This is a genomic window from Nocardia sp. NBC_01329 (genome assembly GCF_035956715.1).
In the GTDB taxonomy this organism is placed as follows: domain Bacteria; phylum Actinomycetota; class Actinomycetes; order Mycobacteriales; family Mycobacteriaceae; genus Nocardia.
In genome coordinates, this window is sequence record NZ_CP108381.1 from 6084197 (window position 1) to 6110084 (window position 25888).

At 67.5% G+C, this 25888-nt stretch carries 27 protein-coding genes; 9 read left to right on the forward strand and 18 right to left on the reverse strand.

Annotated features, from left to right (window positions below; translation table 11 throughout):
- Positions 1 to 126: 126 nt before the first annotated feature.
- The 4 genes from OG405_RS27665 to OG405_RS27680 form a co-directional block, all read right to left on the reverse strand.
- A complete protein-coding gene (locus OG405_RS27665; RefSeq protein WP_327149335.1) occupies positions 127 to 534 on the reverse strand; it encodes a type II toxin-antitoxin system VapC family toxin in 408 nt (135 codons plus the stop codon).
- Positions 535 to 545: 11 nt separating this feature from the next.
- Entirely contained in the window at positions 546 to 866 is a 321-nt protein-coding gene (locus OG405_RS27670) for a type II toxin-antitoxin system Phd/YefM family antitoxin (RefSeq protein ID WP_327149336.1), read from the reverse strand.
- Positions 867 to 967: 101 nt separating this feature from the next.
- Complete coding sequence (gene thiD, locus OG405_RS27675) at positions 968 to 1807, reverse strand: bifunctional hydroxymethylpyrimidine kinase/phosphomethylpyrimidine kinase (RefSeq protein WP_327149337.1); 840 nt, start codon at positions 1805 to 1807, stop codon at positions 968 to 970.
- A gap of 53 nt (positions 1808 to 1860) precedes the next feature.
- Complete coding sequence (locus tag OG405_RS27680) at positions 1861 to 2418, reverse strand: TetR/AcrR family transcriptional regulator (protein WP_327149338.1); 558 nt, start codon at positions 2416 to 2418, stop codon at positions 1861 to 1863.
- A 39-nt stretch (positions 2419 to 2457) separates the two neighbouring features.
- Here OG405_RS27680 and OG405_RS27685 point away from each other — a divergent pair, with 39 nt between their 5' ends.
- Positions 2458 to 3702, forward strand: coding sequence for a KasA/KasB family beta-ketoacyl-ACP synthase (locus OG405_RS27685; protein ID WP_442790625.1), 1245 nt, complete (start codon positions 2458 to 2460; stop codon positions 3700 to 3702).
- Between the two features lie 86 nt (positions 3703 to 3788).
- On the opposite strand, the gene OG405_RS27690 is transcribed toward OG405_RS27685, so the two are convergent.
- Complete coding sequence (locus OG405_RS27690) at positions 3789 to 4142, reverse strand: nuclear transport factor 2 family protein (RefSeq protein WP_327149339.1); 354 nt, start codon at positions 4140 to 4142, stop codon at positions 3789 to 3791.
- A 119-nt stretch (positions 4143 to 4261) separates the two neighbouring features.
- Between OG405_RS27690 and OG405_RS27695 the strand changes: the two genes are divergently transcribed.
- Both OG405_RS27695 and OG405_RS27700 read left to right on the forward strand, forming a co-directional pair.
- A complete protein-coding gene (locus OG405_RS27695; protein ID WP_442790798.1) occupies positions 4262 to 5038 on the forward strand; it encodes a helix-turn-helix domain-containing protein in 777 nt (258 codons plus the stop codon).
- A 120-nt stretch (positions 5039 to 5158) separates the two neighbouring features.
- Positions 5159 to 5782 carry an NAD(P)-dependent oxidoreductase gene (locus tag OG405_RS27700; protein WP_327149341.1) on the forward strand — a complete coding sequence of 208 codons (624 nt, stop codon included), beginning with the start codon at positions 5159 to 5161 and terminating at the stop codon, positions 5780 to 5782.
- Positions 5783 to 5963: 181 nt separating this feature from the next.
- Here OG405_RS27700 and thiC read toward each other — a convergent pair whose 3' ends face one another.
- Positions 5964 to 7592: a phosphomethylpyrimidine synthase ThiC gene (gene thiC / locus OG405_RS27705; RefSeq protein ID WP_327149342.1), complete on the reverse strand. Its 1629-nt coding sequence runs from the start codon at positions 7590 to 7592 to the stop codon at positions 5964 to 5966.
- A gap of 557 nt (positions 7593 to 8149) precedes the next feature.
- On the opposite strand from thiC, the gene OG405_RS27710 reads away from it, so the two are divergent.
- On the forward strand, positions 8150 to 8728 hold the full coding sequence (locus OG405_RS27710) for a Uma2 family endonuclease (protein WP_327149343.1): 579 nt from the start codon (positions 8150 to 8152) through the stop codon (positions 8726 to 8728).
- Between the two features lie 6 nt (positions 8729 to 8734).
- Here the strand turns inward: OG405_RS27710 and OG405_RS27715 are convergent, their stop codons facing one another.
- The 3 genes from OG405_RS27715 to OG405_RS27725 form a co-directional block, all read right to left on the reverse strand.
- Positions 8735 to 9550: an exodeoxyribonuclease III gene (locus OG405_RS27715; protein WP_327149344.1), complete on the reverse strand. Its 816-nt coding sequence runs from the start codon at positions 9548 to 9550 to the stop codon at positions 8735 to 8737.
- 362 nt (positions 9551 to 9912) lie between these two features.
- Complete coding sequence (locus OG405_RS27720) at positions 9913 to 10920, reverse strand: N-acetylglutamate synthase, CG3035 family (RefSeq protein ID WP_327149345.1); 1008 nt, start codon at positions 10918 to 10920, stop codon at positions 9913 to 9915.
- Positions 10910 to 11500: a peptide deformylase gene (locus OG405_RS27725; protein ID WP_327149346.1), complete on the reverse strand. Its 591-nt coding sequence runs from the start codon at positions 11498 to 11500 to the stop codon at positions 10910 to 10912. The genes OG405_RS27720 and OG405_RS27725 overlap by 11 nt, the downstream gene beginning before the upstream one ends.
- A 247-nt stretch (positions 11501 to 11747) precedes the next feature.
- Here OG405_RS27725 and OG405_RS27730 point away from each other — a divergent pair, with 247 nt between their 5' ends.
- The 5 genes from OG405_RS27730 (at position 11748) to OG405_RS27750 (ending at position 16565) form a co-directional block, all read left to right on the forward strand.
- Positions 11748 to 12095 (forward strand): DUF3263 domain-containing protein, encoded by a 348-nt coding sequence (locus tag OG405_RS27730; protein ID WP_327149348.1) that lies wholly within the window; start codon positions 11748 to 11750, stop codon positions 12093 to 12095.
- A gap of 399 nt (positions 12096 to 12494) precedes the next feature.
- On the forward strand, positions 12495 to 13052 hold the full coding sequence (locus OG405_RS27735) for a LytR C-terminal domain-containing protein (protein WP_327149349.1): 558 nt from the start codon (positions 12495 to 12497) through the stop codon (positions 13050 to 13052).
- 125 nt (positions 13053 to 13177) lie between these two features.
- On the forward strand, positions 13178 to 13870 hold the full coding sequence (gene sodC / locus OG405_RS27740; RefSeq protein ID WP_327149350.1) for a superoxide dismutase[Cu-Zn]: 693 nt from the start codon (positions 13178 to 13180) through the stop codon (positions 13868 to 13870).
- A gap of 24 nt (positions 13871 to 13894) precedes the next feature.
- Positions 13895 to 15040, forward strand: a complete 1146-nt coding sequence (locus OG405_RS27745) for a glutamate--cysteine ligase (protein ID WP_327149351.1) — start codon at positions 13895 to 13897, stop codon at positions 15038 to 15040.
- 118 nt (positions 15041 to 15158) lie between these two features.
- Positions 15159 to 16565, forward strand: a complete 1407-nt coding sequence (locus tag OG405_RS27750; protein ID WP_327152554.1) for a phosphatase PAP2 family protein — start codon at positions 15159 to 15161, stop codon at positions 16563 to 16565.
- Here the strand turns inward: OG405_RS27750 and mnhG are convergent.
- The 9 genes from mnhG to OG405_RS27795 form a co-directional block, all read right to left on the reverse strand.
- Positions 16525 to 16872: a monovalent cation/H(+) antiporter subunit G gene (gene mnhG / locus OG405_RS27755; protein WP_327149352.1), complete on the reverse strand. Its 348-nt coding sequence runs from the start codon at positions 16870 to 16872 to the stop codon at positions 16525 to 16527. The genes OG405_RS27750 and mnhG overlap by 41 nt on opposite strands.
- Positions 16869 to 17129: a monovalent cation/H+ antiporter complex subunit F gene (locus OG405_RS27760; protein WP_327149353.1), complete on the reverse strand. Its 261-nt coding sequence runs from the start codon at positions 17127 to 17129 to the stop codon at positions 16869 to 16871. Before OG405_RS27760 ends, mnhG begins: the two co-directional genes overlap by 4 nt.
- Positions 17126 to 17668, reverse strand: coding sequence for a Na+/H+ antiporter subunit E (locus tag OG405_RS27765; RefSeq protein ID WP_327152555.1), 543 nt, complete (start codon positions 17666 to 17668; stop codon positions 17126 to 17128). Before OG405_RS27765 ends, OG405_RS27760 begins: the two co-directional genes overlap by 4 nt.
- A gap of 17 nt (positions 17669 to 17685) precedes the next feature.
- Positions 17686 to 19281 (reverse strand): Na+/H+ antiporter subunit D, encoded by a 1596-nt coding sequence (locus OG405_RS27770; protein ID WP_327149354.1) that lies wholly within the window; start codon positions 19279 to 19281, stop codon positions 17686 to 17688.
- A complete protein-coding gene (locus OG405_RS27775) occupies positions 19278 to 19658 on the reverse strand; it encodes a Na(+)/H(+) antiporter subunit C (RefSeq protein ID WP_327149355.1) in 381 nt (126 codons plus the stop codon). The genes OG405_RS27770 and OG405_RS27775 overlap by 4 nt, the downstream gene beginning before the upstream one ends.
- On the reverse strand, positions 19655 to 22444 hold the full coding sequence (locus OG405_RS27780; protein ID WP_327149356.1) for a Na+/H+ antiporter subunit A: 2790 nt from the start codon (positions 22442 to 22444) through the stop codon (positions 19655 to 19657). Before OG405_RS27780 ends, OG405_RS27775 begins: the two co-directional genes overlap by 4 nt.
- A 162-nt stretch (positions 22445 to 22606) precedes the next feature.
- Complete coding sequence (locus tag OG405_RS27785) at positions 22607 to 24859, reverse strand: AAA family ATPase (RefSeq protein ID WP_327149357.1); 2253 nt, start codon at positions 24857 to 24859, stop codon at positions 22607 to 22609.
- A gap of 128 nt (positions 24860 to 24987) precedes the next feature.
- Positions 24988 to 25464: a hypothetical protein gene (locus OG405_RS27790; protein ID WP_327149358.1), complete on the reverse strand. Its 477-nt coding sequence runs from the start codon at positions 25462 to 25464 to the stop codon at positions 24988 to 24990.
- A gap of 130 nt (positions 25465 to 25594) precedes the next feature.
- Entirely contained in the window at positions 25595 to 25756 is a 162-nt protein-coding gene (locus OG405_RS27795; protein WP_327149359.1) for a hypothetical protein, read from the reverse strand.
- Positions 25757 to 25888: the final 132 nt, after the last annotated feature.

Genomic DNA, 25888 nt, shown 5'->3' on the forward strand with positions numbered 1-25888 from the left:
TGTCGCTCCAGAACCGGGGCGGGCCCCGACTGTGTGGATTGCCCCGCCTGCGGCGGCGATGTGGGGCCCTCGTGCGCCCGGTTCTTCGCTTCGGCGCTCGGTCGCTGCGCTCCTTTGTAAATCAAATCATCGGTCAGCCGGGTGTGATACCCGGCAGATCTCCACCAGATCTTCGAGTCCTGCGAAATCTTTCGGGTTGACCGTGTACAGCGGCAGATCATTCGCCGATGCTATGGACGCGATCATCAGATCAATACGGCGCGGCTTCGGGTTGCGCCCGGTAGCCAGCACCGAGCCAACTACGTGACCGAACCGCCGGGCCGCACGTGTATCCATCGGCAACGGGTCGAACAACGCCTCGGCATTCTGCACCCGCTCGATCCGGACCGCCCGCTCTGCCGCATCGACCGCATAATGCGGCCCGGCAGCCAACTCGGCCATCGTGATCGAACTGATCAGCATCTCCTGCGGCAGCTCCGCACGGTCCAGTCGGTCGAGGAGGATGAGGATGTTGGTGTCGACGAGGCCGCGCACACCCGCGGACATCAGCCGTCACCCTCGGAAGCGAACTCACCCCGACGATATGCCCGGTCGTACGGGTCGTACAGCGAATCATCCAGTACATCGTCGGCCTCGGAACGTCGGACGCGCCCCGAGGCCGGCAACCCGGCGAACGCCGCCACGACCTCGTCGGTCGGAACCGCAACCCGCCGCTTACTCCGGCGGTGCGGTACCAGGTCGGCAACCGGCGACCCATCGACGGTGATCGTGTACGACCGGCCTTCACGAACTTCACGTAAGACTCTGCTCGCCTGATTGCGCAGTTCTCGCTGCGGAATCTCCGGGAGTTCAGCTGGAACGGTCATTCTTCCAGGTTATACCGATATGCTACGCATGCGCTACAGCGTTACTACGCTATGCGGTAATGATCAGATCGCCCACCGACAGGTTCAGGGGACGGCCGCGGTCAGCTCAGGCGCCACAGCGGGGATACCGGTCCGTGGCCTTTGCCCAGTTCGTAGGCGGATTCCAGGCTGCGTCGCGTCCACTCTTTGGCGAATTCGAAGGCGTCGGGAACCGAATAGTCGTGGGCGAGTGCGCAGGCCAGTGCCGCGGCCAGGGTATCGCCGCCGCCGTGGTCGTTGCCGGTGTCGATCCGCGGCGCGGAGAACTCCAGGAACCGGTTGCCGTCGAACAGCAGATCCGTACTGTGCGCGGAGGTGCGCAGATGCCCGCCCTTCACCACGACCCATTGCGGTCCGAGGGCGTGCAACGCCTCCGCCGCGGTATGCGCGGACGCCGTGTCGGTGACCTGCACTCCGGTCAGCAACCGGACCTCGTCCAGGTTCGGGGTGACGATGGTGGCCAGCGGGAACAGGGTGTACCGCACGGCGTCGAGCGCTTCGGCGTGCAGCAGCGGATCGCCGTGCATCGAGGCCGCGACCGGGTCGACCACCAGCGGGATCTCGGCGTCGTGGCCGATACCGACCTCCCGGCAGACCCCGGCGACGGCCTCGATGATGGCACTGGACGCGAGCATGCCGGTCTTCGCGGCGCCCACCCCGATATCGTCGGCCACCGATCGAACCTGGTCCGCGACCACCTCTGGCGGGATTTCGTGGAAGCCGCTCACACCCACGGTGTTCTGCACGGTCACCGCGGCCACCGCCACCAGGGCGTGCACTCCGCACAGGGCCATGGTGCGGGTATCGGCCTGTATTCCGGCTCCGCCGCCCGAATCGGTACCGGCGATGGTGAGCACCCGGACCGGGGTCTGTCCCGGGGGTGTCAGCGGCAACAACTTCACGCCGTCACCCTACGTGGGCCGGGCCTGGCCGGGGCGGGTAGCCGCCCGGGGCCTCAGCGGATGGTTTGGTCGATCAGCCGGCGGGCCGCGCGGTCGGTGCGTTCGATATCGCCGGTGATGAGCCGGTCCTGCAGGATGCCGCGTAACCCGGAGACCACCAGGGTCGCCACCACGTCGGGTTCGTCGACCGTCGCCAGCGTGCGGAGTCCGGTGGTGAGGGAGTCGACGAACCTCGCGGTCGCCTCGCCCGCGTAACCGGCGTAGGGACCGTGTGGGGCGCAGGCCGCGCCGAGGACCTGGAGCATCACCCGCACGCTCACGGCGCCGGTACCGGTGGTGTTCGAGCGCCAGAAGTCCCAGAGCCGCTCCCGTAGCGCCGCGGCGTCGCCGATGTCGGCGAATACGGCCGTCAGATCCGGCCGGTGCGTGGCCAGGGCCTGGACCAGCAGTTCTTCCTTGGTGCCGAAGTAGTAGATCAACATTCGCGAACTGGTGCCCAGGGCTGCGGCCAGGGGGCGCAGCGAGAGGTCCGCGAGTCCGCGTTCGGCGATATAGCGCACCACCGCGTCGAGGATCTCGGCGCGTTTGGCGTGGTCGAGTGGGCGGGCCATGGGTTGACTGTAGCGAACGCTACAGGTATTCATGAGCCCGTGACTGTACCGATCGCTTCAGAAATTCGGGCGGCCGACCAGGTGGTCATCACCGCCTACGCGGGTGCCACCTCGATCGCCGACGATATGGACGAGACCTGGTCCGGGCTGCTGGACGGCCGGACCGGTATCGCCACCCTCGACGACGACTTCGTCGCCGAATACGATCTGCCGGTGCGGATCGGTGGCAAATTGACCGCACATCCCGGGGCGGAGCTGACCCGGATCGAACAGCGCAGGCACTCCTATGTGGAGCAACTAGCCCTGGTGCTGGGCCGGCGCGTCTGGCGGGCCGCCGGTGCGCCGGAGGTGGACGGCGAGCGGCTGGCCGTATCCATCGGTACCGGACTGGGCGGTGGTGACGCGCTCATCGCCGCGGTCGACGCGATGCGCGCCGGCGGGTATCGCAAGGTGTCGCCGATGTCGGTGCCGATGGTCATGCCGAACGGCCCGGCGGCGGCCGTCAGCCTCGAAATCGGGGCGAAGGGCGGGGTGTTCGCGCCCGTCTCGGCCTGCTCCTCCGGTACCGAGGCGATCGCGCAGGCCTGGCGGCTGATCGCCACCGGCGAGGCGGACATCGTGGTGGCAGGTGGCGTCGAGGGGCATATCCATGCCGTCCCCATCGCCAGTTTCGCGATGATGCGGGCGATGAGCACCCGCAACGACGAACCCGCCGCGGCCTCGAGGCCTTTCGACCGGGACCGCGACGGCTTCGTTTTCGGCGAGGCGGGTGCGCTGGTCGTTCTCGAATCGGAACGGCACGCCCGGGCGCGAGGTGCCCGGGTCCATGCCCGCGTACTCGGCGCCGGAATCACCTCCGACGCCTACCACATCGTCGCCTCCGATCCGACAGGCGAAGGGGCGGCGCGTGCCATGCGCAAGGCGATCGCCGTCGCGGGGCTGCAACCTGCCGATATCCAGCACGTCAACGCCCACGCCACCTCGACCTCCATCGGGGACGCCTCCGAAGCTGCCGCGCTCGAGGCCGTCACTCCGGGCGCCTCGGTCTACGCGCCCAAATCGGCACTCGGGCATTCCATCGGGGCGGTCGGCGCAGTGGAGACCATCCTCGCCGCACTCACCCTGCGCGAACAGATCGTGCCGCCGACCCTGAACCTCGAGAATCCTGATGTGGACCTGGATATCGTGCACGGCAGTGCCCGACCCCAGCGGATCGACTACGCCTTGACGAACTCGTTCGGTTTCGGCGGCCACAACGTCACCCTGGCCCTGGGCCGAGCCTGAAACGTGCCGACCGGGGCGGGCGCTGGTACGGGGACGGCCGAATCGAGCTCCGGACGATGCCGGACGCCGGTTCGGCCGCCCCGCGATCAGCCCGGCACCTTGTCCAGGAAGCCGAGCACCGTAGCGATCCGGCCCTGCTCGTCGGTGACCAGGACATCGAAGCCGATGATCACGGGTTCGGCATTCGCAGGCCCCAGGCCCCACTGGAACCGGACCTGGCGGTGGTGGGTGTCGGGCTCCCCGACCGGGGTGAAGACGAACCCGGGGAACTGCTCGTGCACCGCGCCGATGGTCGCGCCGATCGCATCGCGGCCGACAGCCTCGGCGAGCGGATCGACGTAGGAGGCCTCCGGCGCCCAGTGCCGGGCCAGTAGTTCGGTCCGGGCGGTCGCGTCGGTGGTGTTCCAGGTCCGCAGGTAGGTGGTGACTGTGTCTTTCATCGGAGTTCCTTCCGGGGTTGTGTCGACCAGGTGCCATCAGCATCGCCGCGCCCGATCGAGTAGACGATTACCTCGGAGGTAATGAGATCGGTTACCGGCCGGGTTACGATTTCGGTGTGCTGATCTCGGATACCGAACCCTCGGTCGGCGGGCTGCTGAAGTCCTGGCGGGAGCGGCGCCGGTTGAGTCAGCTGCAGCTCGCTTCGCAGGCCGAGGTGTCCACCCGCCACCTCAGCTTCGTGGAGACCGGTCGTTCGCGGCCCACCCGGGAGATGGTCGAGCACCTGGCCGGGCATCTGGACGTTCCGCTGCGCGAACGCAACGAACTGTTGCTCGCGGCCGGATACGCGCCGAGCTACGGCCAGCGCGATGTGAACGCACCGGAGTTGCGTTCGGTGATGGACGCCTTCCGGCTCCTGCTCGACGCGCATCTACCGCATCCGGCACTGGTGCTGGACCGGTGCTGGGATGTGGTCGACCGCAACATCGCCACCGATGTGCTGCTCGAAGGATGCGCCCCCGAATTACTCGAACCGCCGGTCAATGCCATCCGGATCTCCTTGCATCCCCGTGGTTTGGCGCCGCGTATCCGCAACCTCGGTCAGTGGCGCGACCATCTACTCGGCCAGGTCCGTAGCCGGCTGGCGGCCACCGGTGATATCCGGCTGAAAGCGCTGCTGGACGAGGTATCCGCCTACCCCTGCCACGACAGCGGTGCGCGGGCGCGGACCGATGTCGTGGTACCCCTCCGGCTGCGGGTGGGTGACGCGGAGTTCTCGTTCTTCAGCATCACCGCCTCGGCTCTGTCGGCCACCGACGTCACCATCGACGAACTCCATATCGAAGCCTTCTACCCGGCCGACGACGTGACCGCCCGGGTGTTCCGCGCGGGTTGAGACGCGGATATCCCTGGACGCTCGCTTATGCCGACGAGCGTTCGAGCCATGGTTCGTCTCGCCGCTGGTTGCTGTACTGGATTCAGTCACAGAGCAACGGTTTCGAGTCAAGGAGCAATCATGCGAATCGCGGTTTTCGGAGCGACCGGTACGGTCGGACAGCACATCGTCGAGCAGGCGCTGGCACGTGGATACGAGGTCACCGCGCTCACCCGGGATGCCGCCCGGATCACCCGGACCCACGAGAATCTGCGCATCGTGGAAGGCGATGTGCTCGATCCGGGGGCGGTCGAACGGGTGGTCTTCGGCCAGGACGCCGTCCTGGTGGCACTGGGCAACGGACGTAAGGGTGTGGTGCGGGCGCAGGGCACCCGCACGATTATCGAAGCGATGAACCGCACAGGGGTGAAAAGGCTCATCTGCCAGTCCACGCTGGGAGTGGGCGACAGTCGCGCCAATCTGGACTTCCTGTGGAAATACATCATGTTCGGACTGCTGCTGCGCCCGGCCTATGCCGATCACCAGCAGCAAGAGACCCATGTGCGGGCCAGTGGCCTGGATTGGACCATTGTGCGGCCCAGCGCCTTCACCGACGGCCCGCGGACCGGCACCTATCGGCGCGGATTCGGTGGGAAGGAGACCGGGCTCAGCCTGAAGATCGCCCGGGCCGATATCGCGGAGTTCCTGCTCGACCAGGTCACCGACCGTACCTATGTGCACAGGGCTCCCGGTATCTCCAACTGAGCGCGCCGGAAGTGATCGAGGCGGAAGGGTGCCCGAGGGCGGCGGGGGCCGAGCTCCGCTCATCGGGTTCAGGCGTGCTCATGCGGTGCATCCCAGGCAGGGAAAGGATCCGCATATCGGATCCGGGTCCTGGCCGCGAGGCCGGGGCGGGCTCGACGTTCGTGGCGAGCCCGCCCGTGGATCAGGACACCACCGGCAGATACACCCGCTTGCCCGTTTCCGCGAATTCGGCCGACTTCTCCGCCATACCCGCCTCGATCGCATCGACATCGGTCAGATTGTTCTTCTCCGCGTATTCGCGCACATCCGCCGAGATCCGCATAGAGCAGAACTTCGGACCGCACATCGAACAGAAATGTGCCGTCTTCGCCGGCTCTGCGGGCATCGTCTCGTCGTGATACTCGCGCGCGGTATCCGGATCCAGCGACAGGGCGAACTGGTCGCGCCAGCGGAATTCGAAACGCGCCTTGGACAATTCGTCGTCTCGGCGTTGCGCGTGCGGATGTCCCTTGGCGAGATCGGCCGCATGGGCGGCGATCTTGTAGGTGATGACGCCGGTCTTCACATCATCGCGATCGGGCAGACCGAGATGTTCCTTCGGAGTCACGTAGCACAGCATCGCGGTCCCGGCCTGCGCGATGATCGCGGCGCCGATGGCCGAGGTGATGTGGTCGTAGGCGGGCGCGATATCAGTGGCCAGCGGCCCGAGCGTGTAGAAGGGAGCCTCTTCGCACAGCTCCTCCTCCAGCCGCACGTTCTCCACGATCTTGTGCATCGGCACATGGCCGGGTCCCTCGATCATCACCTGGACGCCGTGCGATTTCGCGACCTTGGTCAGCTCGCCGAGCGTGCGGAGTTCGGCGAACTGGGCCTCATCGTTGGCATCGGCGATCGACCCGGGCCGCAGGCCGTCACCCAGTGAGAACGTGACGTCGTAGCGGGCCAATATCTCGCAGAGTTCCTCGAAATGGGTGTACAGGAACGATTCCTGATGATGGGCCAGACACCACGCGGCCATGATGGAACCGCCCCGCGACACGATGCCGGTGACCCGTTTCGCGGTGAGCGGCACATACCGCAGCAGCACCCCCGCGTGCACCGTCATGTAATCGACGCCCTGTTCACACTGCTCGATCACGGTGTCGCGGTAGATCTCCCAGGTGAGCGCGGCCGGATCACCGTTCACCTTCTCCAGTGCCTGATAGATCGGCACCGTGCCGACCGGTACGGGGGAGTTGCGCAGGATCCACTCGCGGGTCTCGTGGATGTTCCTACCGGTCGACAGATCCATGATGGTATCGGCACCCCATCTGGTCGCCCACACCATCTTCTCGACCTCCTCGGCGATCGAGGACGAGACGGCCGAGTTGCCGATATTGGCGTTGATCTTCACCAGGAACTTCTTGCCGATAACGGTCGGCTCCAGCTCCGGATGCCGGTGGTTGGCCGGGATGACCGCCCGCCCCGCCGCGACCTCCGCGCGCACGACCTCCGGCGCGACACCCTCACGGGCGGCGACGAACCGCATCTCCGCCGTCACGATCCCGGCCCGCGCCCAGGCCAGCTGAGTGTGCGGTCCGGCCACAGCCGGCCTTTCCCAGCTGTCTCGGAGAGCGGGCAGCCCGGCCTCGAGGTCGATGGCCGCCGCATCGTCGGTGTACGGCCCGGAGGTGTCGTAGACATCGAAACTCTCGCCATTGGTCAGCTCGATCCGGCGGACCGGGATGCGCAGACCGTCGACATCCCGGTAGTGCTTGACGCTGCCCTCGATCGGACCCGTGGTCACGGAATCGACAGGTGTGGTCGTCATATTTCCTCCCTACGCCGGCATTACCCGGTCAGGTTCATACGGTCGACGGCCCTGAACGCTCCGTGGAGCTAGCCGTCCTCTCAGCCCGCTGGTGCGAGCCCCCGTTGGTATGTGCAGTTTTTCGACGCCGACCCTACCCGCCTCGAACCAGATCCAGCGCCGCACGCAGAACTTCGCCGGTTCACGAGCGGCCCACCGCGACAGTCGGCCCACCCCGGTTCTGCGGCGACGAATCGAAGGAGCGCAGCGACTGAACGCGTCGCAGTAAGCCGTCCACAACTCGGCGACCACCGAGTCCTCACATTCGTCACGGACCTACCCGGACGGATCATGGGGTCACTGCGCACACACCTTCCGCCTGATCCGGATGGTCACCCTCCATGGTCGGGGCCCGCCCCGGTTCTGGAGCGACAGAGCGAAGGAGCGCAGCGACTGAGCGCCGGAGTGAAGAACCGGGGTTAATAGGGCCCCGACAGCCCGGCCGCAGGCGGGGCAAATAAACACAGCCCCGCCCCGCCGAAGGCGGGGCAAATAGACACAGGCGATAGGGTCTATCCGTGACCCTCTCGCATGGATCGCTGATGACCGTCGACGAGTTCGAAGAACTCGACGCCGCTGCTCAGCGGATTTCCGAAGGGCTGCGGCTCGAATACCTGAGCGGCCTACTGGCCGCGAAGGCGCGACCCGATACCAATCACACCCGGGTCGTGCAGTGGCTGGCGCGGTTCCTGGTGCCACGCCGGTCCGAACTGTGGCTTTTCGCCGACCGCGGCTTGCGGGCTGGGCGGACCGGCGGCAGCCGGGTGCGGCCCGATGCGATACTCGCGCCCGCGTCCGCCTTCGCCGGCGAAGGTGAATGGTCGGACCCGCAGCCGGTGTTCATGACCATCGAGATCAGTTCGCGGGCCCAGCACACCGAACTCCGCGACCGGCTCGATAAACCGTTCCTGTACGCGGCCACGGGTATCCCGCTCTACTTCCTCATCGATCGGGGCGCCGCGGAAGTGAGCGTGTACAGCGAACCGGACGACGGACGCTACAACACAAAGGTGACCGTGCCCTTCGGGACCGATATCGAAATCCCGGAGCCGCTCGGGGTCTTCCTGGCCACCGATCCGCTCGCGGACTGGCTGTAGCGCGAGTCAGTCGGTGAACTCGGCGATCACCGGGGCGTGATCGCTGGCGCCCTTGCCTTTGCGTTCTTCCCGGTCCACTCCGGCATCGACGATCGTCGCGGCCAAGGCGGGGGAGGCCAGGACGAAATCGATACGCATCCCTTCCTTCCGAGGGAACCGCAGCTGGGTGTAATCCCAGTAGGTGTACACCCCCGGGCCGGGCGCGAACGGTCGCATCACATCGGTGAAACCGATATCGGTGATCGCGGTGAACGCATCCCGTTCCGGTTGGGAAACATGGGTTCTGCCGGAGAAGAACTCCGGCGACCACACATCGTCGTCGGTGGGCGCGATATTCCAATCCCCGACCAGCGCTGCCCTCACCTCCGGGTCGGCAGCCAGTCGGCGGGCGGCGTAATCGCGCAACACGGCCAGCCAAGCGAGCTTGTACTCGTAGTGGGGGTCGGTCAGCGACCGGCCGTTGGGCACGTACAGGCTCCAAATCCGGACCCCGCCACAAGTAGCGCCCAGGGCGCGCGCCTCCACGGTCGGAGAGGGGATGAGGGTATCGGCGGCGTCACGATCGAACCCGGGCTGATCCGGGAACCCGATCTCCACATCGTCGAGACCTACCCGGGAGACGATCGCGACCCCGTTCCACTGGTTCAACCCCACATGGGCCACCTCGTACCCGGCCTCGGCGAAACGCTCGAACGGGAACTGGTCGTCGCGGCATTTCGTCTCCTGGATCGCGAGTACGTCGATATCCTGGCGATCCAGCCAGGCCAGCACCCGGTCCTGCCGAGATCGGATCGAATTGACGTTCCAGGTGGCCAGTCGCAACGTGTACCTCTGTATCTATGGCGCCGCCTTCGGCGTCGCGGGGTCGGGGCCCTCGTGACCCCGGTTCTTCACTCCGGCGCTCAGTCGCTGCGCTCCATCGCTTCGTCGCTCCAGAACCGGGGCGGGCCCCGACTGTGTTGTTTGCCCCGCCTGCGGCGGGGCGGTCGGGGCCCTCGTGACCCCGGTTTTTCACTCCGGCGCTCAGTCGCTGCGCTCCATCGCTTCGTCGCTCCAGAACCGGGGCGGGCCCCGACCATTGAAGCTGACCGTCCGTAGTGGGCGGAAGGTGGGCGCGGTCGGGGGCTCGGTCTTCTGTGCCACCGGGGGTAGCCGCGACTACGGTCGGTGCTGTCGCAATGGCGTTACGGCGTGGCTCCGGAACTGCCGGGGACGGCGTAGCGGTAGCTGTGGTGATCGAGGAAGCCGAGCTCGCCGAACAGTTCCAGGGCCTCCACGTTACCGGCCTCGACCTGCACGTACGCGTGCGTTGCGCCACGGTCGTGACCCCACCGCAGCAGTTCGCCGCAGACGAGTGCGGCCAGCCCGTGCCGGCGATGGGCGGCCATGACCGCCACGCAGGTCAGGCCGACCCAGCGGCGGCCGTCGGCGGCGGTGGTGAGTGCGCCGCGGGCAATGGCGATGGGGTTGGGCAGGCCCAGCGAGGCGAATCCGAGCTGCCCGTCGTGGACGGCGGAGAGCACTTCGGGCAGCGGCACCGTGGTGGTGTGGCCGCTGGGTTCGTCGCCGCGATAGCGGTGGATCTCCAGCCACGAGATATCGGGTTCGGGAGCGATACGCACCATGGACGGACCCTGCGGCAGCACGAAATTGTCCAGATCGATGCCGAGGACGCGGGTCTCACCCCAGCTGTTCCAGCCCGGTGGCACCGTGGCCAGCCGGTCCGGTAGCGCCAGTTGCAGTGGTAGTCCCTGGGAGGCGTACCAAGCGCCGATCCGGTGCAGGGTGTCCGGGGTGATCCGGGCGGGGCCGCTGGAATCCCCGATGGGCACAGCGGAATTGGCGCGCCGAGTGTAACCGTGCCCGGCGCGCAGCAGCCAGCCGTCGATCCAGGCGTACTCGGAACCGGGCCAGCCGAACGCGGCCGCGGTTTCCAGCGCGCGGATCTCCGAATTACGAATCGGCCTGGGTGTCAGCGATTTCAACGCCACGACACTGGCGGCCGGGATCATCACCGGATGCCCGTCGGCGGCCAGGACAGTGAGCGGATTCGTCTCCACCACCTCCCCGATCACATCGGTCAGCGGCGGAGTGCTGCCCTCGGGTAACCGATAGCGCACCACCACTCGCTCGCCTATCGGGATATCGGTGATCGAGACGTCGTCGCCGGGCTCGTGCGGGTCAGTCGTCATGCCCGAAGGGGTCCGGGTCGCTACCGGGTAGCCAGTCGAGGCCGGGGACGCCCCAGCCGTTGCGTTTGACCGCCTTCTTGGCCGCTCGCGCGTGACGTCCGACCAGGACATCGATGTAGAGGTAGCCGTCGAGATGGCCTACTTCGTGCTGCAGCATCCGGGCGAAGAAACCGGTGCCCGCCACGGTGACCGGTTCGCCGTGCTCATCGGTTCCGGTGACCCGGGCCCAATCGGCGCGGCCGGTCGGGTACTGCTCGCCCGGTACCGAGAGACAGCCCTCTTCGTCGTCATCGGGGTCCGGCATGGTCTCCGGGATCGCCGAGGTTTCCAACACCGGGTTGATCACCGCTCCGCGCCGCACCGTCACCGTACCGTCCTCGGCTCGGTCCGGGCAGTCGTAGACGAAGAGACGCTTGGACACTCCGACCTGGTTGGCGGCCAGGCCGACACCGTTGGCGGCGTCCAGGGTCTCGTACATATCCGTGATCAGCCCGGCCAGGTCCGCCGGCGATTCGGTCACCGGCGCGGTGGGGCCGTGCAGCACGGGGTCGCCGACGATCACGATGGGCAGGATTGACATGGATACGAGCTTATTGGGGCCGATACCGGGGCGTGAAAAGGGCCTGCTCCGCGCAGTCGCCGTGACCGGTCCAGGCGGGTAGAACCGGTTGCTGACGATGTTCTGGTACCACCGTCCCGGACACGCCGGACGTCGACAGCAGCGGTTATCCGGACGGCGTGGTTGAATATCGCAAGGCAGTAGCACGGTGACCCGATCGTGACCTGAGACGGCGATCGCGTCCGGTGGTAACTCGGCGAGGAGCAAGATGGACGGCGCAGTAGCGCGGGACCTTTCCGCAATCCAGGGCAGTCCTCCGGCCAATACAGAGAATGCGAATCCAGAAGCGCCCTGTGATCTCGAGAGCGGCCTGAGCCGCCGCGAACACGAGATCCTGGCCTTCGAGCGGCAGTGGTGGAAATACGCGGGCGCCAAGGAAGAGGCCATCCGCGAACTGTTCGCGTTGTCGCCCACCCGCTACTACCAGGTCCTCAACACCCTGATCGATCGGCCGGAAGCCTTGGCCGCCGACCCGATGCTGGTGAAGCGCCTACGCCGGTTGCGCGCCAGCCGTCAGAAGTCGCGCGCTGCCCGCAAGCTCGGCTTCCAGGTCTGAGCCCCGGTCACCGAGGCCCGGCGGCCCCGGGGCCACCTCGTCGCGGCGCCCACCTCTTTCCACTGGAAAAATGCCATCCGCGATCGGGCGCTGTGCTGCCGGGGGAGGCAGCGACCGACCGCCGGCGACGGTCTACAGATCCGGGACTCCCGAGTGCCCGCCATGCCGCGACTTTCCCGCACGCCGCTCTATGCGCGCCCCACGCACGCGGACCTTTATCTGCTCCTTGCCCACTTCGAATGGTCGCCCTCCGTGGTCGGGGCCCGCCCCGGTTCTGGAGCGACAGAGCGATGGAGCGAAGCGACTGAGCGCCGGAGTGAAGAACCGGGGTCACGAGGGCCCCGACCCGCCCCGCCGCAGGCGGGGCAAATCAACACAGCAGGCGCTAGGCTCGGGCGGGTGAGCAATTCGAACCCTGGCTCCGGTGGACCGCCGCTGCGTGCGACGGCGATGGTTCTGATCGCCCTGGCGATCGTTTTTGCCGGTCTGGGCGCGATGTCGCTGTCGAGTGCCGATTCCGAGAGCTCCGACAACGCCGAGGGTGCGCCGACGACGACTTCGTCGACGACCGCATTGGCCGCGCCGCGCGCCACCACCGGTGCGGCGGTTGCGCCCACCACAGCGGCCGCGGGGTCCACCACCGCTACCGTTCCCACGACCACGGCGGCAGCCGGCGGCGCGGATCGGTCCGCACCGATCCGGATACTCAACAACAGCATGGTCGCGGGGTTGGCGTCGACGACCGCGAGCGATCTCACGGCACGCGGCTGGACCAACACCTCGACCGGGAATTACGCGTCCACCACTCTTGCCGCCACCACTGTGTATTACGGGAGTGCGCCCGGTGACGAGGCGACCGCCGCCGCTGTCGCCTCGGATATCGGCGCCACCACCGCGCCGATGATTCCGGGGCTGGGCGATGGTTCCGGCGTCGTCGTGGTGGTGACCGGTCGGTGATTCCGGCTGCCGGAGGTCGGGGGCGTCCCGGACGGATGTAGGCGTCGTGGCATCATCTGATGCGTCGAAAGATCGTTGTCGAAACGCTCTACCCGTAAACTCGGTACTCGTAAAGGAGTTCCCTGATGGCACCGTCCACTTCTCGTCGCCCGTCTTGGCGGAGCGTGACGCCGGTGCTGGCTGTCGCGGCTTTCGGCCTCGTTGCCTGCACGAACAGCCAGGAGTCCAGCGACGTGGCGGGGACGACTCCGCCGGTGTGGACGTCCTCCCCGGCGCCGGCCGGTGCGGGTGAGCACGGCGAGCACGGTGCGGAACAGGACACCCCGGCCGGTTCCGGTACCGAGGTCGAGCTGAAGTCGCCGAGCGGTACGAAGATCGGGACCGCGAATATCGCCCAAGAAGGCAATCATCTGCGGATCACCGTCGATGCGACCGGTCTCACCCCGGGCTTCCACGGCTTGCATATCCACCAGGAGGGTAAGTGCGAGCCGAATTCCGCGCCGCCTGCCGGCGGTGCGCCGGGTGACTTCCTGTCCGCGGGTGGGCATCTGCAGGTCGGTGGTGCCACCGGCCACCCGGCCAGTGGTGATCTGACCTCGTTGCAGGTGCGTAAGGACGGCAACGGTTACCTGGTGACCACCACTGACACGGTCACTCTGAGCGATATCGAGGGTAAGGCGCTGATCGTTCACGCCGACTCCGACAACTTCGCCAATATCCCGGATCGGTACAACCGTCAGGGTGGCACCGGCCCGGACCAGCAGACGATGAGTACCGGTGACGCGGGCGGCCGTGTCGGCTGCGGCGTCATCGGCTAGACAGACGCACGACGGAGGGGCGTTATGGGTGGGGCGCGGATCGATCCGGTGCCGTTCCGTGGGTCGCCCCGGCCGACCATCGGTATCGAGTGGGAGATCGCGCTCGTCGACAAGACGAGTCGTGATCTGTCCAATACCGCGGCAGCCGTTTTCGACGCGGTCGGTGAGTTACGGGCCCACGACGGCACACCGCAGGTGAGCAAGGAACTGCTCCGCAACACCGTGGAGCTGGTCACCGGGGTACATGAAACCGTCGGGGCGGCCGTAGCGGATCTTTCGGGCACCATGGACACGGTGCGCCGGGCGGCGGATCGACTCGGTGTGGATCTGTTCTGCGCGGGCACCCATCCGTTCGCGCAGTGGTCGACCCAGCAGCTGACCCGTTCCGAGCATTACGACGAACTGATCGAACGCACCCAGTGGTGGGGGCGGCAGATGCTGATCTGGGGCGTGCACGTCCATGTCGGGGTTTCCCACCGGGACAAGGTTTTTCCCATTCTGAACGCGCTGCTGCTGTCTTATCCGCATCTGCTGGCGCTGTCGGCTTCCTCACCGATGTGGTCGGGTTCGGATACGGGGTACGCGAGCAATCGCGCACTGATGTTCCAGCAGTTGCCCACGGCGGGACTGCCTTTCCAGTTCGAGAGCTGGGGGGAGTTCGAGCGGTATGTACACGACCAGATGAAAACCGGTGTGTTCGAACAGCTCGGCGGCATGCACTGGGATATCCGGCCCGCGCCGAAATGGGGAACCATCGAGGTGCGGATCTGTGACGGGATCTCCAACCGGGCCGAACTGGCCGCGCTGGCGGCGTTCATCCACTGCCTCATCGTGTATCTGGACGAGAAGGTGGAACGCGGTGAGACGCTACCCACCCTGCCGCCGTGGCATGTGCAGGAGAACAAATGGCGGGCCGCCCGTTACGGGCTGGACGCTATCGTGATCGTCGGCGACGACAACCGTGAGCGCCTGGTCACCGAAGATCTCGAGGAGCTGTTGAACCGGCTGGAGCCGACCGCACGGCGGCTCGACTGTGTGGCAGAGCTTGCCGCGGTGGCCGATATTCCCCGGCGTGGGGCCAACTATCAGCGGCAGCGGCAGGTGGCCGCGGCGTCCCAGGGGGATCTGATCGCGGTGGTGGACGCGTTGGTCCGCGAACTCGACAGCTGACCCGGCCGGTCTGCTGCTGTTCAGCAGCCCGGTGACCTGCCGTTCACGTGCCGTTTACGATAGGCGGGTGCTAGTCGAAAACCCGAATACGGTAGCCGGAGCAGCGGCGCGCGGATCGGTGCCGCCACGGGGCTTTCGGGTCGCCGCCGCCGCCGCGGTGCCGGTGTTGTTGCTGGCGCTACAGGGTGTGGCGGTGTGGCGAGGCTTCGAGGGCCCACTGACGAGCCTGGCCCGCGATTACGTCGGTACCCCCAAATCCATGACTGTGCCCTGGGCTGGTCTGGTCTTGGCGCTGGTCGGGATCTCGGCCCGGCGCCGGGTGATCGCGTTCGGGGCGGCCGTTGTGATCGATCTCGCCTTCGCGGGGGTGCGGCTGCTGATGGGGGGTCCGTTCACGGTCGGCAACGGACCGGTCCTCGTGCTCACCGGGTTGGTGCTGGTGGCCTGGTTGCGCTGGACGGGGGGCGACCGGCGTAACGCGCTGCACGCGGCGGCGCTGGGCGCCCTGCTGGTGCTGGCGACCAAGGTCGGCGATGTCTGGTTGCACATCACCGTGGACCTGCGGCCGCGGGTGCTGGACCAGTACGTGATGCTCGCCGATCACGCGCTCGGTGATCCGGCCTGGGTGATGGGCCGGGTACTGGAGACACTGGGCCCGATACCCGACGCCGTTCTGCACTGGGTGTACATCGAACTGCCCGCGGCGGCCATAGTGGTGGCTGTCTGGCAGTTGCGGTCGGTGGTGGCCAGTGGGCGCTGGCCGGACCACTATCTGGTGCGCACCTTCCTGGTGCTCGGGCTGGTGGGGCCGCTGGCTTACATCCTGTTCCCGGTGGTCGGGCCGATGTTCGCCTACGGGGTCGACGGGAACGGCTTCCAGCTGGGCAATTTCTGGCCCAATGTGGTTCCGCCGTTGGACCGGGCACCGGAATCGATGGATTTCGACTCGTTCTCGCCGCGCAACTGTATGCCCTCCATGCACACCGCGTGGGCGCTGGCGCTCTTCCTGCACACCCGCCGCAACGCCGACGGTTCGCTCGCGCCGACCTGGTTGCGCTGGGGTGGGATGTTCTGGCTGCTGTGCACGCTGGCCGCGACTCTCGGGTTCGGGTACCACTACGGAGTCGATCTTGTCGCCGGCGCGGTGCTGTGCCTGACCGTGGAATCCGCGCTGCGGGAACCGCGACGCGGCTGGGGCTGGTTCCGGATTCGTCTGGTCGCCGGTGGTGCGCTGGTGCTGGTGACGCTGCTGCTGGGCTATCGGTATCTCGCGGTGCACATGGCCGACTATCCGGTGGTCGCCGGTTCGGTCGTCTCGGCGCTGCTCGCCGCGATGGCCGCGGCTTTCCATGCCACCTGGTTCGCTCGGCACCGGGCCGACCCGCCGGCCGGGCCCGAGGTCGCGACCTTGCCCGCCGATTCGGCGGACGCGGTGACCGCCACCGCGGATCCGTTCGAGACGAGGGCCGTCGTGCCGGACGGGATCACGGGCGAGGCGGATCCAGTTCGTCCTCGAGTTCGTTGACCACCAGCAGATCCTTGCGGTGCAGCTGCTCCCGGTAGGCGGTGCGGCCGATCAGATGGGCGATCACCGGCGCGGTGAGCAGGGTGAACAGTCCCACCAGCACCAGCATCCAGACATTCGGGTCGTCGTAGACCCGGATACACGTTCCGGTCAGTACCGAGATCAATCCGATGACCTGGGGTTTGGTCGCGGAGTGCATACGCAGCAGAGTGTCCGGGAACCGGACGATGCCGATCGCCGCGGTGAGTGCCAGCAACGCGCCCAGGATGATCAGGGTGCCGGAGATCCAGTCGAGTACCGCGCTCATCGGTCGTCCCGGACCCGGAAACGGGTGACGGCGGCCGACCCGAGGAAGCCCACCAGGGACAGTGCGACGATGGCGGGCACCACGCTGGTATCCCGGCTGTAGGCCGCCCACACCGCCAGACCGCAGATCGTCATCGCGATGATGGAGTCGATCCCGACCACGCGGTCGAGGGTATCGGGGCCCGCGAGTATGCGATATGCGGTGATCAACGCGGCCGCACTGAGCAGGACCGCGGCCACCACGGCCACGACGATCACTGGTTCACCTCCTGACCGGTCGGCGGCGGGAGCGGGGTGGCGCGACGCTGGAAAGCGTCGATCAGCAACTGTTCCAACACCCGGATGGTCCGGTAGAACTTCGCCACCGCCTTCTCACTGCCGACGTCGATGACGTGCACGTAGACCACGCACTGTTCGCGATCGATCTCCAGCACCATGGTGCCCGGGATCAGGTTCAGCAGATTGGTGCACAGCACCAGGACCAGATCCGATCTGAAGGCGAACTGGACTTTCAGTACGCCCGAGACCGGCGGTGGCCCGGGCCGCAATGCGAACCAGGCCAGCTGAAGACTGGATTCGAGCCCGTAGTACACGCTGACTGCCACCAGCTTCAGCAACGGCAGCAACCGCAACCGCCCGCGCACCGGTATCCGGGGCAGCGGCAGGGTCACCATGATGATCGCGCCGACGGCGAGCCCGGCCAGGACGTTCGCGGTGCTGACCTGACCCCACAGCGCCACCCACACCACGGCCAACCAGATCAGGACACCGACCCGCAGCACATTGTCGCGGTTCATCAGTTCACGTAGCGGGCTCATTTGGTCCCCCCGCCGAGGACCGCGCCGATATAGCTGCTGCGGTCCTCCAGTTCGGCCGCGGCGCGGTCGGCGATCCCGAGCACCGGGCCCGCCCATACGGTGAGCGCCAGCCCGACCGCGACGAGCGCGGCGGTGGGCAGCACCATCATCGCCGGTAATCGGCCCGGGTCGGTGCGTTCGTCGTAGAGCATGTCGGTGTTGTCCTCCACCAGCGACGGCAGGGTCGCGGACACCAGATGACCGTCCGGGGCCTGCTCCCGCGGCCGCCAGAACGCCTTGCTCCATACCCGGGCCATCACATACAGCGTGAGCAGACTGGTGACCACCGACCCGGCCACCAGGATCCAGGCCAGTGAACTGCCGTCCTGCGCGCCGGCCTGGAGCAGCGCGACCTTGCCGATGAATCCGGAGAACGGCGGTATTCCGCCGAGGTTGAGCGCCGGGATCAGGAACAGGCCCGCCAGTACCGGGCTGGCCGCGGCCAGCCCGCCGACCCGGCGCAGCGAGGTCGAGCCCGCCTGCCGTTCGATCAGACCGGCCACCAGGAACAGCGCGGTCTGCACCAGGATGTGGTGCGCGATGTAGTACACCGTGCCCGCGAGCCCGATGGTATTGGCGATCCCCACCCCGAACATCATGTATCCGATATGACTGACCAGGGTGAACGACAGCAGTCGCCGGATATCGTTCTGCGCGATGGCGCCGAATATGCCGATCAACATCGTGAGCAGCCCGGTGATCAGCAGCAGATTGTCGAAGCCGCCGTCCGGGAACATCAGGGTCTGGGTGCGCACGATGGCGTACACACCGACCTTGGTGAGCAGGCCCGCGAAAACCGCGGTGACCGGCGCCGGAGCGGTGGGATAGGAATCGGGTAGCCAATTCGACAGCGGGAAGACCGCCGCTTTGATCCCGAACGCGACCAGCAGGACGGCGTACACGGCCTGGCGGATCCCGTCGGGAATGGCATCCATCCGCAGGGACAGTTGCGCGAAGTTCAGGGTCCCGGTGGCGCCGTAGATGACGGCGGTGCCGATCAAGAAGATCAGCGACGACACCATCGACACCATCACATACGACACCCCGGCCCGGATGCGCTGTGCGGTCGCGCCGAGAGTGAGCAGTACGAACGAGGCGACCAGCAGGATCTCGAAACCGACGAACAGATTGAACAGGTCACCGGCGAGGAACGCCATCGCCACCCCCGCGCTGAGCACCAGGTAGGTGGGCCAGAAGATGGATGTGGGTTGTTTGGCCTGGGCGTCGGCGATGTTCTGGCCGGCGCCGTAGAGCGCGACCGCGAGCAGGACGATCGCCGAGACCAGCAGCATGGCGGCGGAGAGCCGGTCCACCACGATGGTGATACCGATCGGGGTCTCCCAGCCGCCGACCTGGACCGCGACCGTCCCGTCGCGGTCGGCGAGGTAGAGCAGCACACCGCAGACCGCGACCGCGCCGCTCAGCGCGACGGTCGCCAGTACGCGCTGTACCCGCGGACTGCGACCGACGACGAGAGTCACAGCGGCGGCGAGCAGCGGAATCAGCACCGGCAACGGCGCGAAGGTGGCGAGCAGATCGTGCGACAGGCTCATTCTTCGGGTTCCTCCGGCGGGCGCGCGGCGATCCCGACATCCTCCGGGTCGTTCTCGACTTTTTCGCTCGTGGTCAGGATGTAGGAGCGGTAGGCCAGCGCCAGGACGAACGCCGAGACTCCCATGGTGATGACGATGGCGGTCAGCACCAGTGCCTGCGCCAGTGGGTCTGCCATCGTGTCGTGCTGAGTATCGCCCGCGCCCTGGATCGGCGGTGCCCCGTCCGAACCGCCCATGGTGAGGATGAGCAGGTTGACCGCATTGCTGAACAGCAGGATGCCGAGCAGCATCTTCGACACAGTTCGCTCGAGCAGCAGGTACACACCGCAGGCGATCAGGACCCCGACCACGATCAGGAGGGTGAGATTAGCGCTCATGACTGCACCAGCTCGTCGTCGAGGCGTGCGCCGAGGCTGCGCAGCACGTCCAGGATGAGACCCACCACGATCAGGTAGACGCCGAGGTCGAAGAACAGTGAGGTCACCAATTTGATGTGGCCGAGCAGCGGTACCGAGGCCTCCAGGATGGTGGAGTACAGCGGCGGGTACCCCAGCACCAGCGATGCCGTGGCGGTACCGGCCGCCAGGATCAGGCCGGCGCCGAGTAGATGGCCGGCTTCGACGGGTAGCGCTTCGCCGAGTTCGTACTGGCCGCCGGCGAGATAGCGCAGCACCAGCGCCAGCCCCGCGATGAGACCGCCCGCGAAGCCGCCGCCGGGCGCATTGTGGCCGGAGAAGAAGAAGTACACCGACAGAACCATGATGGTCGGGAAGACGAGCCGGGTCGTGATCTGCAGGACCATCGAGCGGTCCCGGCGGTCCACCAAGCGCCCGGCCGGAAGCCAGCTCACCTTGCCCGGGTTGTAGTTGGGGGCGTCGGCGGCGCGCGGTGCCGCGCCGAATCGGCGGCTGCGGAACACCAGCGAGGCGACACCGGTCGCGGCCACGACGAGTACCGATATCTCGCCGAGGGTGTCCCAGGCACGGATATCGACCAGCAGGACATTGACCGCGTTCTTACCGCCACCGAATTCGTAGGCCGCCGACGGGATCCGTTCCCAGATCGGCTGGGAATTGCGTGCCGCTGCGGCGAACGCCGCCAGGACCGGTACGGCGATTCCGGCCGCGATCGCGATGGCGGCCCGGCCGACCTGGAAACCGGTCTGCTGTTCCGGGCCGACTTCGGCCGGGAAGGCCCGCAGGACCAGGACGAAGACCACCAGCGTCAGGGTTTCGACCAGGAACTGGGTCAGGGCCAGATCGGGGGCACCGTGCAGGGCGAAGATGACACCGCAGCCGTAACCGGTGAGCCCGACGACCAGGACGCTCGCCAGCCGGTTGCGCAGTACCGTCGCACCCAGCGCCATGGCGATCATGATCGCACCGATCACCAGCTGCAACGGAGAATCCCACAGCCGCAACTCCACCCCGGTCCGGGTCCCGACGGCCAGGACCACCGCGGGCAGGATGACCAGGGTGCCGAGGATGATCGCCTGGTTCAACGGCAGGGAACCGCGCTGTACCGAAGTGGTCATCCGCAGCGACATCCGGTCCATCGCCCGCAGCGCGGCGTCGTAGCCGCGGTCGGCGTTACCGAGCAGGGTCGCCGATTCGCCGAACCGGTCCTGTACCGAGAACAGGGCGAGGCCCCCGGCGATGATCACGACGGTGAGCAGTAGCGGCATGGTGAATCCGTGCCAGAGCTGCAGATGCTCGGTCAGCTCACCCGGCAGGGTCGCGGCGTAGGGGGCCAGCAGGCCGTCCATCCAGGGCGCGGCCAGTCCGGCGGCCAGCGAGCCGGCGGCGAGCACGACCGGTGCCGCGAGCAGCCCGGGTCCGGGTGCGTGCCAGCCGCGGACCGGGACTCCGGGTTTGTCGGAGAAGGCGCCCCAGAGGAAGCGTGCGCTGTAGGCGACGGTGAGCATCGACCCCGCTACGAGTCCGGCGATCAGCAGCAGCCGCACGGTGGGGGAGAGCGGTGCGGCATCGAGCTCGGCGGCCAGTGCGGATTCCTTCGCGACGAATCCCCAGAGCGGCGGGATACCCGCCATGCTCAGCGCGGCCAGCGCCGCGGCGCCGAGGAGTACGGGGGCGCGGCGGCCCAATCCGGATAGTTCGCGCAGGTCACGCGTACCGGCGCCGTGGTCGATGATGCCGACGACCAAGAACAGGGCGGCCTTGAACATCGCGTGCGCCACGATCAGGCCGATACCGGCCAGCGCGGCGTCCGGGGTGCCCAGGCCCACCATCATCACCAGGAAGCCCAGCTGACTGACCGTGCCGAAGGCAAGAACCAGTTTCAGGTCGGTGACCTGCATCGCGCGCAACCCTGCCAGCAGCATCGACGCCAGACCGAGGGTGAGGATCATCGGCCGCCACACGGGTTCGTCGGCGAAGGCCGGCGCGAGCCGAGCAATCAGATAGACACCCGCTTTCACCATGGCGGCCGCGTGCAGATACGCGCTCACCGGGGTGGGCGCGGCCATCGCGCCGGGCAACCAGAAGTGCAGCGGCACGATGGCGGATTTGCTCAATGCGCCGACCAGCACCAGACCGATGGCGACCTGGATCGCGATTCCGCCCGGCGGGTGCTCGGCCGCCAGCAGATCCGAGAGCAGGTAGCTGTTGTAGGACTGTCCGAGGATCACGATGCCGGCCAGCATGGCCAGGCCGCCCGCGCCGGTCACCAGCAGTGCCTGCAGGGCGGCGCGACGTCCGGGGACGCTGTCGGAATTGTGCCCGACCAGCAGGAACGACAGGACGGTGGTCACTTCCCAGAAAGTGAACAGCAGCAACATGTTGTCGCTGGTGACCAGGCCGAACATGGCGCCGGAGAAGGCGACCAGCCAGGCCGCGAAGGATCCGAGTTTCGGTTCGTCGTCGGTGAAGTAGCGGGCGCAGTAGGCGAGAACCAGGGCGCCGATCCCCAGTACCAACGCGCTCATCACGGTCGCGAGGGAATCGAAACGTAGATCGAGCGACAGATCGATGGTCGGCGCCCACGGTAGGCGGACCTGGATTTCGTCGTTCCAGTGGGCGATGACCCAGCCGAGGCTGCCCAGCGGTACCAGCGCGATCGGATAGAACGCGTTGCGGCCCAGTGCTCGCACGGCGGCGGGCGCGATCAGCGCGGCCAGGGCGTGTGCGAGCAGGATGGCGAGCAAGCGTTACCTCCGTCGGGGTCGGGGCGGCGGGGTATTGCGCGCTCATCATATGCGAGCACGAACTGGGACAATCGTACAGATTAAGGGTTTCGGTCTCGCACCCGGCTACCGCCGGGCAACAGTTTCACCAGGTCAGGCATAACGGACAGATCGGAAAACGGGTCAGTGGCGGGACTCCGCGTACCGGCGCAGCGACTCCACCTGCTCAGCGTCCAGTGAAGGCCGTACCGCCCGCCGCGCGGCGGCGATATCCGCAGCCGTGACATCGGCGGCGTCCACATCGCGGCGCATGGCCGCCAACGCCGCCTCACGCAGTAGAGCCGCGCAGTCCGCGGCGGAGAAACCGTCCAGATCGGCGGCGAGCCGAGCCAGGTCCACCGACTCCGCCAGCGGCACCGCGTGGCCGGCGGTACGCAGAATGGCCTCCCGGGCCTCGGCGTCGGGTGGCGGAACGAATACCAGCCGTTCGAGCCGGCCGGGTCGTAGCAGTGCCGGATCGATCAACTCCGGGCGGTTGGTGGCACCCAGCACCACCACATCGCGTAGCGGTTCCACCCCGTCCAGTTCGGTCAACAGCGCCGCCACGACCCGGTCACCGACCCCGGAATCGGAACTCTGGCCGCGCCGCGGCGCCAGCGCGTCCACTTCGTCGAGGAAGATCAGCGACGGCGCGGAATCACGCGCCCGTTGGAACAGCTCACGCACCGCGCGTTCGGACGAGCCCACCCATTTGTCCATCAGCTCCGCGCCCTTGACGGAGTGGACGCTCAACTGGCCGCTGCCCGCCAGTGCCCGCACCAGGAAGGTTTTGCCGCAGCCGGGCGGGCCGTACAGCAGCACCCCGCGCGGGGGTTCGACCCCCAGCCGCGCGAACGAGTCGGGATGGCGCAGCGGCCACAGCACCGATTCGGTCAACGCCTGCTTGGTCTCGGCCATATCGCCCACATCGTCGAGACCGAGACTGCCGATCGCCAACTCGTCGGTACCCGACCGGGACAGCGGCCGGATCACTTCCAGCGCCCCACTGAGATCTTCCTGCTCGAGCTGTGGTTCGGTACCGTCGCGGCTGGCCCGCGCGGCCGCCCGCAGGGCCGCCTCCCGGCACAGCGCGGCGAGATCGGCGACGACGAACCCGGGCGCGGTCGAAGCGATCTCGTCGAGCCGCAACTCGCCCGTCGGTACCTTGCGCAGTAACTGCTCGAGCAGTGCCCGGCGTACCGCCGCGGTGGGCAATGTCAGCGCGAGCTCCCGGTCGCACAGATCGGGTGCCCGCAGCCGCCGATCGATCGCCGCCGGGTGTGCGGTGGTGGCCAGCAGTGCCACACACGGTTCGGCCACCGCCGCCCGCAATTGATCCAGAATCAGGGTGGCGACGGGTTCGGCCGGTTCCGGCAGGAGCGCATCGATATCGGTGACCAGCAGAATCCCGCCGCGACCCGAACCCGCCGCCGCGGCCGCGGCGGCGACCGCGCGCAACCGGGCCCCGCTCTCCGCTGCCCCCACCGTCGGGCCGTCCAGCTCCACGATCCGCCGCGGGGCCGCCACCGCCCGGGCCAGTGAGGATTTGCCCACCCCGGCCGGTCCGGTGATGAGCGCACCCAGGCGTGGCGTCGCGCCTAGCGCCTTGAGCAGCTCGGGTTCGTCCAATGCCAGACTCAGCCATTCCGCCAGCTTCGCGGCCTGCGGTTGCGCACCGGCCAGATCCTCCACCTTCAGTCCGGTGTGCGGGGCAGTCTCTACCGGGACGGCCCCGGGCATATCGCTGCCGACCACTGTCTCCGGATGGCTCGGCGCCAGCGGCTGATCCGGGCCCGGCTGCTCGTTCACCCGAACCGGAGCCGGCTCGTCGCCGGCGGATACACCCGCGGTCCACTCGACGGCGGTGTTCGGTTGCACACTCACCGGTACACCCGCGGGCTCGGTGGCGACCACGGTGAGCAATTCGGAGGTCCACGCGATCCCGAACGCCCGCGACAATGCCTGGCTGGCCACCGAGGACGGGATATCGGGCCCCAGCTCGCGGGGCAGCAGCGATACCGTATCGCCCACGGTCACCACCTTTCCCAGCAGCGCCTGGCGCAGCGTCGCCGCCGGAATCGATTGGGTGGCCTGCCGGGAACCGCTCACGCGGATCCGGCGGGCGCCGTACACCACGGCCGGTGCCACCACCACACCGGCGTTCTCGCGCAGTCCGGCATTGGACAGGGTCACATCGTCGAGTAGCGCGGTACCGGCCGGAGTTCCGGCGGGTGTCCGGCCCACCACAGCAGCGGTACGGCGGGTGCCGATGAGTGAGATACCGTCCCATTCGCGTAAGCCGAGGGCGGTGAGCGCCTCGGGATGCAGCCGGACCACCCCGCGCCGGGCGTCGGCGGCGGATGGATTCAGACGGACGGTCAACGCCAACTCAGCCACGGTGCCATTCTGCGCGCTTTCCGCGCGGCGGGTGCGAGGGCCGTCGCGACCGGGCACCGAATCGGCCTCTGGTGTGGGCGTTACGAGGTAACGGTGATCAGCGGCTGCGGAAGGGGTAGGCGATCGCCTCAGCCGTTGACGACGATCCCCGCGACGACGGCGACCTTCTGGTCGGCCAGTTTCTCGGAATTGCAGACCAGCTTGGCGGTGCCGAGGGCGGCATTCGGATTACCCACGAACGCGCTGTCGGGATTCTCCGCGATGATCTGGCCGATGAGTTGCTGCTGCGCCGGTTCGTCGAGTGTTCTGAACTGGCGGCAGGTGGTGTCGGAGGGGCGGTCCGAGGCGGGAGCGTCGTCGGCGGAATCGTCTTCGGGTGCGCTGGTTTCCGATGACTGCACGGGCGCGTTGTCGTCGCTGGGTGTGTTGTCGTCGCTGGGCGCGGTGGTTTCGGTGCCGGACGCCGTGCTCGGTGTCGTCTGGGCGGTCGCGGTGTTCTTGCGCAGGCCCGAGGCTTCGGCCGATTCCTCCTCCGAGGAACACCCCGACAGCACCAGCGCCGCGGCGGCGGCAGCTGTGACGACAACAGTTGAGATTCGTTTCATAACGCATTCCCCGGTGGTCAGCCACGCCGGAGCCTCCGGCGCGACCAGCAGCGTACCGGGTAGTGCGTGGCGGCCCCGGGTGCAGCCGGGCCCCGACCCACCCCGCCGAAGGCGGGGCAGATAAACACACTCAGACCCGGTGGTGTAGCAGCATATCCAGTTCGGTGGGGGTGAGTAGACGTTCCAGCCGTTCGTCGATCTTGGCGTTTGCCGAAGGATCATCGGGTTCGAGTGCCGGGAGTTGCGGCAGTCCCTCGGTGGTCTGGCGGCGCAGTAGCGAGCGAAGGTTCACGGCCCATCACCTTACGGTAGCTGTATGTTTGCTGGCGACGTGTCTTGCTTGCGGTGGCGTGTACGGCAACCGATGGGGTCCCGCAATCGATTCTGCTTCCGGATCGACCTTATCGATACTCGACTAGGGAAA

Coding starts and splice junctions, on each gene's coding strand:
- mnhG (WP_327149352.1), bottom strand. CDS start 16,872: ATGAGCGCGGTACTCGACTGGATCTCCGGCACCCTGATCATCCTGGGC.
- OG405_RS27690 (WP_327149339.1), bottom strand. CDS start 4,142: ATGAAAGACACAGTCACCACCTACCTGCGGACCTGGAACACCACCGAC.
- OG405_RS27700 (WP_327149341.1), top strand. CDS start 5,159: ATGCGAATCGCGGTTTTCGGAGCGACCGGTACGGTCGGACAGCACATC.
- OG405_RS27775 (WP_327149355.1), bottom strand. CDS start 19,658: ATGAGCGCTAATCTCACCCTCCTGATCGTGGTCGGGGTCCTGATCGCC.
- OG405_RS27720 (WP_327149345.1), bottom strand. CDS start 10,920: ATGACGACTGACCCGCACGAGCCCGGCGACGACGTCTCGATCACCGAT.
- sodC (WP_327149350.1), top strand. CDS start 13,178: ATGGCACCGTCCACTTCTCGTCGCCCGTCTTGGCGGAGCGTGACGCCG.
- OG405_RS27770 (WP_327149354.1), bottom strand. CDS start 19,281: ATGAGCCTGTCGCACGATCTGCTCGCCACCTTCGCGCCGTTGCCGGTG.
- OG405_RS27765 (WP_327152555.1), bottom strand. CDS start 17,668: ATGAACCGCGACAATGTGCTGCGGGTCGGTGTCCTGATCTGGTTGGCC.
- OG405_RS27680 (WP_327149338.1), bottom strand. CDS start 2,418: ATGGCCCGCCCACTCGACCACGCCAAACGCGCCGAGATCCTCGACGCG.
- thiC (WP_327149342.1), bottom strand. CDS start 7,592: ATGACGACCACACCTGTCGATTCCGTGACCACGGGTCCGATCGAGGGC.
- OG405_RS27730 (WP_327149348.1), top strand. CDS start 11,748: ATGGACGGCGCAGTAGCGCGGGACCTTTCCGCAATCCAGGGCAGTCCT.
- OG405_RS27790 (WP_327149358.1), bottom strand. CDS start 25,464: ATGAAACGAATCTCAACTGTTGTCGTCACAGCTGCCGCCGCCGCGGCG.
- OG405_RS27745 (WP_327149351.1), top strand. CDS start 13,895: ATGGGTGGGGCGCGGATCGATCCGGTGCCGTTCCGTGGGTCGCCCCGG.
- OG405_RS27725 (WP_327149346.1), bottom strand. CDS start 11,500: ATGTCAATCCTGCCCATCGTGATCGTCGGCGACCCCGTGCTGCACGGC.
- OG405_RS27670 (WP_327149336.1), bottom strand. CDS start 866: ATGACCGTTCCAGCTGAACTCCCGGAGATTCCGCAGCGAGAACTGCGC.